Consider the following 12,120-nt stretch of genomic DNA (forward strand, 5'->3'; position numbering starts at 1 on the left):
TAGATTTGTTCATGGTTTACTAGTTTAGATATAGTTCCTTATCTGGCTTAGTTCTTATTACTAAGTTACTTACCCGTCTGTAACTTCAGAAATAGCGCGATAAAGAATATCTATCATTTCATCAAGCTCCGATTCCTTTGAAGCTAATGGAGGCATAAATACAATAACATTTCCAAGGGGACGGGTGAGTAGTCCAAGCTCTTTTGCTCTTTTGGTTACTTTCACACCAATTCGTTCGTTCCAATGGAAAGCTTCTTTAGTATCTTTAGATTTTACTAGTTCAATTCCAATCATCAAGCCACTTTGACGTATATCTCCAACATGTTTTAACTCATTAAATTGTATCAGTTTCTCTTGGACATAAGATGAGATTGTTTCGACATGTTGTAATAATTTCGTTTTATTAAATAAATCTAGATTTGCTAATGCAACAGCGCATCCAAGGGGATTACCTGTATAGCTGTGCCCATGAAAGAAAGTTTTTTGTTCTTCGTATGTACCTAAAAATGCTTCATAAATTTTGTTAGTCGTTAAAGTTGCTGCAACTGGTAAATAGCCACCAGTTAATCCTTTGCCACAAGTTAAAATATCTGGCGTAACTCCTTCTAGTTCACAAGCAAACATTTTACCTGTTCGACCAAATCCTGTTGCAACTTCATCAGCAATTAACAATACATCATACTTTATGCATAATTCCTGTATTGCCTTTAAATACCCTTTTGGCATGACAATGATACCACTAGCTCCTTGAACAATTGGTTCAATAATTAATGCCGCAATTGAGTTAGCCTTTTCGATGAATAAATTTTCAACCTCTTTTAAATAGGAATTGATTATTTCTTCTTCAGTTCCCACATATTTTGAACGATAAAGATGTGGATAGGAAACCTTTAAACTTGGAAACATTAACTCGTTATATGCTTGATGATACAAGTCGATTGCCCCTACGGACACTGCTCCGATTGTATCTCCGTGATAAGCTTCCTTCATTGTAACAAAAGTATTTTTACCAGATCTTCCTATGTTTCGCCAATATTGATAGGCCATTTTAATCGCAATTTCTACTGAGGTAGCACCTGAGTCTGAATAAAAAACTTTCTCTAATCCGCTTGGAGAGATTTCAACTAGTCTCTCTGCTAATAGAATGGCAGGAATATTGGCCATTCCAAGAAGTGTCGAATGGGCAACCTTCTCTAATTGTTCATGAATGGCTTCATTTAATTCTTGAATATTATGTCCGTGAACATTTAACCAAATAGAGGATACACCATCGTAATATTCATTGCCTAATACATCATATAGTTTTCGATCTTTACCATGTGAAATAATTAGTGGATCTTCGTTTAGATAATCCTTCATTTGAGTAAAAGGGTGCCAAAGATACTGTTTATTTTTTTTAGATAAATCTTGATAGAGTTCATGATTCATATATGTTCCCCCCTGTTTTATATGTTAACCTATTTCTATAGTTTGGTTGACATATATTTCAATTGCATGTTAATTTAATTTTGTGAGTTTGTCAAATTTTGCTAATTTATCAAACTCATAAACTAATAGGGGGGATACGATGCAAAATAGAACTTTATCACTAACAGTAATATCATTATTTGCCTCACTAACATCGATCGGAGCCTTTATAAAGATTCCTTTACCAGTGATTCCTTTTACGCTTCAAATTCTTTTCGTGTTTTTAGCAGGCTGCCTTTTAGGAAGTGAAAAAGGGATGATGAGTCAACTACTGTACGTTGGAATTGGATTAATCGGAATACCAGTATTTGCTTCTGGTGGTGGACCTGAATATGTTTTAAAACCAACATTTGGCTATTTAATCGGTTTCATTATTGCTGCGTTTGTAATTGGATCGATCGTTGAAAAAACAAAGAAACCAAAACTTAAGAATTTTATTTTTGCTAATGTAATCGGATTAATTATTGTTTATATTTTAGGCATTACATATGTATATATTTCATTAAACACTTGGTTAGATAGTCCCGTTTCATTAAAAGAAGTTCTTATGATGGGACTCGTATATAGTATTGGACAAGATTTATTACTAGCTGTTTTTGGGGGAGTATTAGCGGTGCGCCTACATTCCCATTTTGCAAAAGTTAGAGAAAATGAAAAAAAGGTGGCTGCTTAAGATGGGAAAAGGATATTTTGTTACTGGTATCGATACGAATATTGGAAAAACCTATGTTACTGCCCAAATGGTGGATTGCTTGCAGAAAAAAGGAATTGATGCAATACCCTATAAACCAATACAAAGTGGAGTCGTTAATATTAACAATAGACTCATAGGGGAAGATACAGCCTTTTATAAAGAGAAACTAGAACTAACAGAAGAGCATGATTACTACAGTTCATATACATTGAAAACACCAGTCTCACCACATTTAGCTAGTAAACTAGAAGATGTTTATATTGATGAGCAAGTTATTTTAGAAAAATATAAGCAATTAGAACATAAGCATGATGTTGTTTTTGTTGAAGGAGCGGGCGGAGTTGCGGTTCCGCTAAAAGAAAATTTTGGAACGATTGATTTAATAAAACTATTAAACTTACCAGTAATCCTTGTTACATCTTTAAAGCTAGGAACAATTAACCATACTGTATTAACAACTGAATATTTAAAATCACACCAAATTAATCTAATGGGATTATTAATTAATAATGTACCTTCAGTTATGGGTGAAATGGAAAAAGATAATTTAGTTATGCTAGAAAAATTAACAGGTCATAACGTTCTTGGTGTTATACCGGAGCAGATAGATTTTTTTACAGAAACATCTATTTTAGAATTCCAGGAATTATTAACGAAAAATCAATGAAATGGTGAGTGATGATATGAATTGGACTAAATTAGCGCAAGAGGTTATTTTAGGTAAAGAAATTTCAGATGAGGAAGCTTTAAGCATCTTGTCATGTGAAGATGATGAATTACTTTCACTTTTAAACGGTGCATTTATCATAAGGAAACATTATTATGGAAAAAAAGTTAAACTTAATATGATCATTAATGCTAAAAGTGGTTATTGTCCTGAGGATTGCGGTTATTGTTCCCAGTCTTCAATTTCTAGTGCACCGATTGAGAAATATCCTTTTCTATCTAAAGAAGAAATTCTTGATGGGGCAAAGCGTGCTTTTGAATTAAAAGCAGGTACATATTGCATTGTTGCAAGTGGGCGCGGACCAACAAATCGAGATGTAAATGTAGTAACAGATGCAGTTAAGGAAATTAAAGAATTATATGGTATGAAAGTATGTGCCTGCTTAGGGATTATTAAAGATCATCAAGCAAATGAGCTTAAAGAAGCAGGTGTTGATCGATATAATCATAATTTAAATACATCAGCTGAGCACCATAATTATATTACGACAACTCATACATATCAGGATCGAATCGATACTGTTGAGAAAGTTAAACAGTCAGGTATATCTCCGTGTTCGGGAGCCATCATTGGGATGAAGGAAACAAAACAAGATGTTATTTCAATCGCGAGGTCATTACGACAATTGGATGCAGATTCCATTCCGGTAAACTTTTTACATGCTATTGATGGAACGAAACTTGAAGGCGTGAACGAATTAAATCCGCGTTATTGTTTAAAAGTATTAGCACTATTCCGCTTTATAAATCCAACGAAAGAAATTCGAATTTCTGGAGGACGAGAAGTAAATCTGCGCAGTTTACAACCACTAGGATTGTATGCTGCAAATAGTATTTTTATAGGTGATTATTTGACTACGGAAGGTCAGGAGACAAATAGTGACCATTCAATGCTAGAAGATTTAGGGTTTGAGATTGAATTGGTTGGAAAACAAGAAGAGATATTTTCATAATAAAAAAAACGAAAATCTTAAAAATGAGATTTTCGTTTTTTTTATAGAGATAATTTAGTGCAAGAAATATTATTCTCGAATAATAAAAAGTGGTAATTTATACTGATAAATACTGATCAATAATTCGATCAAGATCTAATTCTTCTGTGGATGATAAGACTAAATTGGCGTGGCCTAAAATAGCTGTCTCTCCTATCGCAACCGAGAACATATTAGCCCCGTTAATCGCATCTACACCTGCAGCAGCGTCTTCAACACCAATACAGTTTTCAGGGTTAGCAGATACAGCTCCGGCAGCTTTTAAAAATACCTCGGGATGCGGCTTTGAATTTATAACAGTTGAGGCATCAACGATATGATCAAAATAATTAATAATTCCTAAAGACTTAACTACCATTAATGCATTTTTTGAAGCAGATGCCATTGAAATTTTAATGCCTGCTTGTTTAATTTGTTTTAAGAATGATTCAATTCCTGGTAATAGATCTTTTTCTGAAATATTACGGATTAGTTCAACATAGTGAGCATTCTTTTTCGTTGCTAACTCATTTTTTTCAGACTCGGTGAAATCATTTTGTCTGTTTCCTAACTTTAGGATTCTTTCTAATGAATCTGTTCGGCTTACTCCTTTTAGCGTTTCATTAAACTCACGGTCAAAGGGAATTCCTAATTCTTCACCTAGTTTTTTCCATGCTAAATAATGAAATTCAGCTGTATCAGTAATTACGCCATCTAAGTCAAAAATAATTGCTTCAACTTGTTTTTTCAAAATGCTACCCCCAATATCTCAATTAATTTAATTTTGCAACTGATTTTCGTTCGATTAGATTTGTTGGAACAATAATGTGCTCTGTTTTTTCAGTTTGATTTTTTATGTGCTTAAAAAGCAAATCTGTAGCTATTTCACCTAGCCTCATAACTGGAATTTCAATTCCGGTTAATGGTGGTGAGAATAATGGTGAAAAAATGCCATTATTATATCCAATGATTGAAATATCATTTGGAATTGTTAGCCCTAACTTTGTAGTTGTATTGTATAATCCTATAACTTTTAAATCATCTATTGCAAAAATTGCAGTAGGTAAATCCTTTGATTTTAGTAGTGATTCAGATGTTTCATATGCTCTTTCCATTGTATATCCACTATCAATAATTCGGTCTGAACGAAGTGGGATTCCGTTATCAACTAGACATTTTTTATATCCTTCTAATCTGTCAATTGATACATGATAATCAAGCGAAGAATGAAGGCATGCAATGTCAGTATGTCCTTGATCAATTAAATATTGAACTAATTGATAGCTGTCATTAAAGTTGTCAGTATCTACTGAATAGACGTTTCGATAGTTATCTTCAACTCTCCCGATAACGACAACTGGAATTTCATAATTATCTAATTCCTTGAAAAACTCCTCATTAGCAGGCGAACTTAACATTAGAATACCTTTAATCATTTTACCTCGAATTTTCTCAATACACTTTTTAAGCTCATCTTTACTATTTTTAGATGTTTGGATAATGACATCAAAATTTTCTTCTTCTGATCTCGTGGAAATAGAGTGAATTATTTCAGAGAAAAACGTGTTTCCAGCAGTAGTTTTAGTAGAACGTGACATTACCAAAATTGCATCAAAGCCTGATGATGTAAGTGCCCTAGCTAATTTGTTTGGCTGGTAATTTAATTCTTCAATTGCCTTCAAAACTCGGTTACGACTTTCTTCTGAAATATTATCTTTATTATTAAGTACTCGAGACACAGTGGACTTTGAAACGTTAGCCACCCGAGCAATATCGTAAATTGTTGGGCCCATTTGTAAACTCCTCTTCTAAATTAAACCGTTTACATTTTATAGTAAATTATTTTTTTATAAGTAGATAAGATCAATAAAAAAAAGTATATCGCAATATTTTTTGTTCATAATAATTAGAGCGATAGAAAGAAATTCCTAATATAAATGATAGTAACGATTTTTTTAAAAATTTGTCAAGATTATGAACAGAGAATAGCCAGATATAACTTTTTTATCTGTATTTATTACTAGGGCAATTATATGGAGAATACATAAAAGTAGCAATACCAAAAATTTAGTAAAAAAATACCCGATCAATAAATTATTTTATTAAATCAAAAAAAATTTTTTATTCGTATTTTTTTTAGTTTGACAGTAAGCGCTTTCTATAATATATTGGGGATGTGGGAGCGGTACCAAACTAAAGCTCATTTTTTTAAATCTCTGTGGGAGCGATACCACAAGGAGGGATCATATGAGAAAAATAAAAGAAAGATTAGCTTTTATTTATGAAAATGAAGACATAGATCAGATTAATAGCTTGATTGAGAAACGAATTGAAGAAGCTAAATTGAACATTACTAAAAAAAGAAAACAAAATTGGGATGAGTCAGATGTAGTTTTAATTACTTATGGCGATCAATTTCAAGAAGAGGGAAAACCAACATTAGAAACATTTAAAAAAATGTTTGATGAGCATTTAGCAAATAAATTTGAACTTGTTCATATTTTACCTTTTTATCCTTATACATCTGATGATGGTTTTTCAGTAGTTGACTATAAAAAAGTAAATCCTGAATTAGGAGATTGGTCACATATTGAGAATTTATCAAAATCAACGAGAATCATGTTTGATTATGTATGTAATCACATTTCTAGTAAGAGTGAATGGTTCCAAGGCTATTTGAATGGTGATTCAAAATATAAAGATTACTTCGTCGAAATGGATCCATCAATTGATTTAAGCTCAGTAACTAGACCTAGAGCACTTCCATTGCTATCAAAGTTTAATTTAGCGAATGGTGAGGAAAAATACATTTGGACAACATTTAGTGACGATCAAATTGATTTGAACTTTAGTAATCCACAAGTTTTATTAGATATGGTTGATGTTTTACTGTTTTACCTGGAACAAGGAGCAGAATATGTAAGACTTGATGCTGTAGGATATATGTGGAAAGAAGTTGGAACTTCTTGTATCCACCTAGAAAAAACGCATGAAATCGTTAAATTATTCCGTGATTTATTAGATGAAGCTGCTAAAGGTACAGTAATGATTACTGAAACAAATGTACCTCATTTAGATAATATTTCTTATTTCGGTAACGGACATGATGAAGCGCATATGGTTTACCAATTTCCACTGCCTCCATTAGTTTTATACTCACTTCATAAAGGAAATGGAAGTGCATTAACAAATTGGGCAAAAAATCTTGAAGGATCTGGAGAAGAAACAACGTTCTTCAACTTCTTGGCTTCTCATGATGGAATTGGTTTAAATCCGATACGTGGAATTATCCCTGAAGAAGAAATACTTTCATTAGTAGAAGATTTAAAAGTAGAAGGTGCACTAGTAAATTATAAGAAAAATTCAGATGGTACTGAAAGTCCATATGAAATTAATGTAACTTACTTAGATGCTTTAAATAAACAATCATCGAGTGATGAACTAAGAGTAAAGAAATTCTTATTGGCACATTCAATTTTATTAACATTCCAAGGAGTACCAGCAATTTATATTCAAAGTATGCTTGGTTCAAGAAATGATTATGCAGGTGTGGAAAGAACAGGTATGAATCGTTCGATTAATCGTCAAAAATATTCATTTGTTGAAATTGAAAATGAATTAAATGAAGTTGGATCATTAAGAAATAAGATTTTTACAGAACTTACAAATATTATTCGAATACGTAAAGAAGAAAAACTATTTAATCCGAATACAAAAATGGAAGTACTTGATCTGAACGAAAATGTATTTGCTATTAAACGAGTAGATGAAGAAGATAGCATTGTCATTCTTCATAATCTTTCAAATGAAAAAGTTATATGCAGTTTCAATGGAAAATATTTAAATATTTTAACTGAAGAAGTTGAAGAATTTAATGAATCTATTTCTTTAGATCCATATCAATACATTTGGTTAAAACCAGTAAATTAGGAGGAAGAACAATGAAGAAATTTTTAAGTATGTTCTTGGTTTTAATGTTAGCTGTTGGATTAACAGCTTGTGGTGGTAAAAAAGAGAATGGTAAAGTAACGATTGAATTTATGCATTCTTCTGTTGAACAAGAAAGATTAGCGGTTATTACAGACTTAATTTCAAAATTTGAAAAAGCAAATCCAAATATTAAAGTAAAGCAAGTTCCAGTTGAGGAAGATGCTTATAATACAAAAGTTGTAACGTTAGCAAGCTCTGGGAAACTTCCAGCAGTAATTGAAGTTGGACAAGACTATGCAAAAGTTATGGACAAAGATGAATTAATTGATAAAGACGCAGTTAAATCAGTGATCTCTAAAGTTGGAGAAGATAAGTATTATGAAGGTGCGTTAAAGCTTTTAAAAACTGAGGACGGCAAAAATTATACAGGTGTACCAATTAGTGGTTGGGTTCAAGGAATTTGGTATAACAAGCAAATGCTTGCGGATAAAGGATTCGCAGAACCTAAAAACTGGGATGATGTTTTAAAGATTGCAAAGGCATTTACGAATAGTGGAAGTAAAAAATACGGTATTGCACTTCCAACTGTTGAAGGTGGTTTTTCTGAGCAAGCCTTCTCACAATTTGCTTTATCAAATAATGCAAATATGTTCGATAGCAAAGGTAATTTAACATTAGATACACCTGAAATGAAAGAAGCTGTAAGTTACTACAAAGAATTATCAAAATACACAATGCCAGGTTCTAATGATGTTACTGAAGTAAAAGATGCGTTTATGAATGGAACTGCTCCAATGGCAGTTTACTCAACTTATATTCTTCCTTCAGTATATGAAGAAGGAAAAACAAACAATATTGGATTTGTCATTCCAACTGAAAAAACAAAAGCAGTATATGGAACAGTATCTGCTTACACGATTTCTTCTGGTTTAGATGTTGACCAAAAAGCTGCTGCAGAAAAATTAGTAGAGTTCATGGCAAAACCTGAAAATAATACGAAGTTAGTATTAATGTCTCCAGGTGGATCTCAACCAGTAAATAAAGATGTAACAGAAAGCAAAGAATATAAAGAAAATAAAGTTGTCAATTCATTTGGTGAACTTTCAACTGAAATCGCAAGCGCGTTTGATAACATTCAAGTATTTGGTCTTGTTGATAACAAGAACTTCTTAAAAATGGGTGATGTTACAAGTTCAGGAGCAGTTGCTAAGTTAATTAATGAAGTGACTGTTGGTGGAAAAAGCGTAGATTCTGCTATTAAAGAAGCAGAAGAAAAATTAAAAGGCGTAATAAAATAATTACTAGTATTTCAATTTACCAAGTATTAATTATTTAATTTCAATTTCTTAATTACTGAAAGTTGTTTATAAAGAACGAACGCTTGAAAAGCAAGCTAAGTTGCTTTTTAAACAACTTTTCTTTATCACCAATCTATCAAATGAGAGAATAGATTGTTTTTTAGGAGGTAGTATGAAACCGATTGTCCGAAAAAGATCTGATATAAAGCTAGCCATGGTACTACTTTTACCAAGTATTTTCCTTCTATTATTACTAGTTGCTTATCCGATGTTATCTAATATTAAAATAAGTTTTTTTGATCAGCCAATTAACCCAAGATTACCAGCTAAGTTTGTTGGTTTATCTCACTACACGGATGTTATTAAAGATATTGTGTTTTATAAATCTTTAGGAATTACTATTTTATATACAGTATTAACTGTAGTTGGTAGTACTGTAGTTGGTCTTGGTGTTGCGTTATTCTTTAATCGACCATTTAAGTTCCGTAAAACTGCTCGATCTTTAATTATCCTATCTTATGTAACTCCATCAATTTCATTAGTTTTTGCTTGGAAATATATGTTCAATAACTCATATGGGATTATTAATTACCTAGGAACGGATGTTTTTCATCTATTTAAAACCGCGCCATTATGGTTTGACAATCCAGTTAGTAGTTTTATAATTGTCGTAGTTTTTGCGATTTGGAAGTATTTCCCTTATGCATTTATTTCGTTTTTAGCAATCTTGCAAACGATTGATAAATCATTATACGAAGCTGCTGATATCGATGGGGCATCACTTTGGCAAAAGTTTAAAGTTGTAACTTTACCAGCGATTATGCCGGTATTACTAACAGTTGTAACTTTACGATTTATTTGGATGTTCTACATGTTTACAGATGTTTACTTATTAACAAATAAAGTAAATATTTTAGGTATTTATCTATATGAAACAGCGTTTGCTTTCAATAATTTAGGAAAAGCATCGTCAATTTCAGTAATCTTATTCATCATATTATTCATTGTTATTATCGTATCAAGAAAGAGGGTGAACTTAAATGGCAGCAGTAAGTAGTAAAAGAAATAAAATTATGAAGAAAACTGGTTTCTACGTTGTGCTGATTTTAATATTAGGAATCATGTTATTTCCATTCTTTATTATGCTAATGACGTCATTAAAAAGTTCAAAAGAAGCAATTGCAACAAATCCGACAATATTGCCGCATGAATGGACTTTCCAGCATTATATTGACATTTTTAATCCAACAATTTTCCCATATTTAAACTATTTCAAAAATAGTTTAATCGTTTCATTAATAGCAGCTTCATTATCAGTGGTACTTGGAATATTAGGAGCTTACGCATTATCGAAACTGAAATTTAAAGGAAGAGTCACAATCAATGCTAGTTTTTACACTGTGTATATGTTTTCAGGGATCTTACTAGTAGTTCCTTTATTCAAAATAATTTCTGGCTTTGGCTTATATGACACAAAAATGGCTTTGATCATTACGATGATTGTACAAACTCTTCCAACAGCGATTTTTATGTTAAGGAGCTATTTCGATACAATTCCTGAAGATTTAGAAGAAGCGGCTATGATTGATGGTCTTAGTCGATTAAAAATAATCTTCTATATTATTATTCCTTTATCAATATCGGGAATCGTATCTGTTTTCGTATATGCATTCATGATTGCATGGAACGATTACTTATTTGCATCGATTTTCTTATCAAGTTCAGAAAACTTTACGTTACCAATCGGTTTAAATACTTTATTTAGTACACCAGATTATGTGTGGGGTCGTATGATGGCAGCATCTTTAGTAACTGCTTTACCAGTAGTTATTATGTATGCATTATCTGAGCACTTTATTAAAGGGAATGTAACTGAAGGTGGAGTAAAAGGTTAAATCGAAATAGTTTTTTACTGAAAGGATGAAATATAGTATGAAAAAATTAGTAGCAGTTGAACCTAGAGTTGCAGCATTAGTCGAGTACGAAGATCGCCCAGTACAACCTAATGAAGTGAAAATTAAAGTCGAATTTGCATCACCGAAACACGGTACTGAAGTGGTTGATTTTAGAGGACTTAGCCCATTTATTGATGAAGAGTTCAATGAAGAGTGGAAAATGTTTATGCCACGTGAAGAAGGAGCTGCTCGTGGAATCGTATTTGGTGAATTTCAATTAGGAAATATGGTTGTAGGTAGCATTTGTGAAATCGGTGATGAAGTAACTGAGTATAAATTAGGAGATCAAGTTTGTACTTATGGTCCAATCATGGAAACTGTAATTGTTAATGCTGTAGATAATTATAAATTACGTAAAATGCCAGAAGGTTCTTCATGGAAGAATGCAGTTTATTATGACCCAGCACAATTTGCGATGAGCGGTGTTAGAGACGCAAATGTTAGAGCGGGTGATTATGTAGTTGTTGTCGGCTTAGGTGCGATTGGACAAATTGCAATCCAATTAGCAAAGAAAGCTGGAGCTAGTATTGTAATTGGTGTAGATCCATTACAACATAGATGTGATATCGCGTTAAAAAATGGAGCGGATTATTGCTTCGATCCAATTAACTGCGATTTAGGATATGAAATTAAAAAAATTACTAATAAATTAGGAGCAGATTCAATCATTGAAACAAGTGGTGTATCAAGTTCACTGCAAGCAGCACTAAGAGGTATTGCTTACGGTGGAACAATTTCTTATGTAGCTTTTGCTAAACCTTTCCCAGAAGGATTTAATCTTGGTCGTGAAGCACACTTTAACAATGCAAAGATTGTATTTTCACGAGGCAGTAGTGAACCAAACCCGGATTATCCACGTTGGTCACGTAAACGTATCGAAAATACTTGTTGGGAATTATTAATGAACGGTTATTTAAATTGTGAAGATTTAATTGAACCAGTTGTTTCATTTGAAGAAGTAGCTGGATCGTATATGGAATTTGTTGATAAAAAGCCCGAGCTAAGCATTAAGATGGGTGTTCAATTTAAAAAATAATCAGAATATCAATCATTAAAATCACGGGAGTGTATTACACTCC

11 protein-coding genes are annotated in these 12,120 nt (G+C 32.3%); 8 read left to right on the top strand and 3 right to left on the bottom strand.

All coding sequences use genetic code 11. The features are described 5' to 3' along the window. Window positions 1-69: 69 nt before the first annotated feature. Window positions 70-1,428 (bottom strand): adenosylmethionine--8-amino-7-oxononanoate transaminase, encoded by a 1,359-nt coding sequence (gene bioA / locus ACFVRR_RS19865; RefSeq protein ID WP_387332018.1) that lies wholly within the window; start codon window positions 1,426-1,428, stop codon window positions 70-72. 139 nt (window positions 1,429-1,567) lie between these two features. Between bioA and ACFVRR_RS19870 the strand changes: the two genes are divergently transcribed. Genes ACFVRR_RS19870 through bioB form a run of 3 tightly spaced genes read left to right on the top strand, consistent with a single transcriptional unit; the run spans window position 1,568 to window position 3,840 of the window. Further along, window positions 1,568-2,140, top strand: a complete 573-nt coding sequence (locus tag ACFVRR_RS19870; protein ID WP_387332020.1) for a biotin transporter BioY — start codon at window positions 1,568-1,570, stop codon at window positions 2,138-2,140. Window position 2,141: 1 nt separating this feature from the next. Next, window positions 2,142-2,828: a dethiobiotin synthase gene (gene bioD / locus ACFVRR_RS19875; RefSeq protein ID WP_387332022.1), complete on the top strand. Its 687-nt coding sequence runs from the start codon at window positions 2,142-2,144 to the stop codon at window positions 2,826-2,828. 16 nt (window positions 2,829-2,844) lie between these two features. Beyond that, the gene (gene bioB / locus ACFVRR_RS19880; RefSeq protein ID WP_387332024.1) at window positions 2,845-3,840 is read left to right on the top strand and encodes a biotin synthase BioB; all 996 of its coding nucleotides are present in this window, start codon (window positions 2,845-2,847) and stop codon (window positions 3,838-3,840) included. A 97-nt stretch (window positions 3,841-3,937) separates the two neighbouring features. Here the strand turns inward: bioB and pgmB are convergent, their stop codons facing one another. Next, complete coding sequence (gene pgmB, locus ACFVRR_RS19885) at window positions 3,938-4,609, bottom strand: beta-phosphoglucomutase (RefSeq protein ID WP_387332026.1); 672 nt, start codon at window positions 4,607-4,609, stop codon at window positions 3,938-3,940. Between the two features lie 22 nt (window positions 4,610-4,631). Beyond that, on the bottom strand, window positions 4,632-5,651 hold the full coding sequence (locus ACFVRR_RS19890) for a LacI family DNA-binding transcriptional regulator (RefSeq protein WP_387332028.1): 1,020 nt from the start codon (window positions 5,649-5,651) through the stop codon (window positions 4,632-4,634). 454 nt (window positions 5,652-6,105) lie between these two features. Here ACFVRR_RS19890 and ACFVRR_RS19895 point away from each other — a divergent pair, with 454 nt between their 5' ends. The 5 genes from ACFVRR_RS19895 to ACFVRR_RS19915 all read left to right on the top strand — a co-directional run bounded on the left by ACFVRR_RS19895 (window position 6,106) and on the right by ACFVRR_RS19915 (window position 12,077). Then, window positions 6,106-7,788, top strand: a complete 1,683-nt coding sequence (locus ACFVRR_RS19895) for a sugar phosphorylase (RefSeq protein ID WP_387332030.1) — start codon at window positions 6,106-6,108, stop codon at window positions 7,786-7,788. An 11-nt stretch (window positions 7,789-7,799) separates the two neighbouring features. After that, entirely contained in the window at window positions 7,800-9,086 is a 1,287-nt protein-coding gene (locus ACFVRR_RS19900) for an ABC transporter substrate-binding protein (protein ID WP_387332032.1), read from the top strand. Between the two features lie 172 nt (window positions 9,087-9,258). Continuing rightward, window positions 9,259-10,143 (top strand): carbohydrate ABC transporter permease, encoded by an 885-nt coding sequence (locus ACFVRR_RS19905; protein WP_387332034.1) that lies wholly within the window; start codon window positions 9,259-9,261, stop codon window positions 10,141-10,143. Then, on the top strand, window positions 10,127-10,981 hold the full coding sequence (locus ACFVRR_RS19910; protein WP_387332036.1) for a carbohydrate ABC transporter permease: 855 nt from the start codon (window positions 10,127-10,129) through the stop codon (window positions 10,979-10,981). The genes ACFVRR_RS19905 and ACFVRR_RS19910 overlap by 17 nt, the downstream gene beginning before the upstream one ends. A gap of 37 nt (window positions 10,982-11,018) precedes the next feature. After that, on the top strand, window positions 11,019-12,077 hold the full coding sequence (locus tag ACFVRR_RS19915) for a zinc-dependent alcohol dehydrogenase (RefSeq protein WP_387332038.1): 1,059 nt from the start codon (window positions 11,019-11,021) through the stop codon (window positions 12,075-12,077). The last annotated feature ends 43 nt before the right edge of the window (window positions 12,078-12,120 follow it).

It is taken from the genome of Gottfriedia sp. NPDC057948, from assembly GCF_042887255.1.
Classification (GTDB): domain Bacteria; phylum Bacillota; class Bacilli; order Bacillales; family Bacillaceae_G; genus Gottfriedia.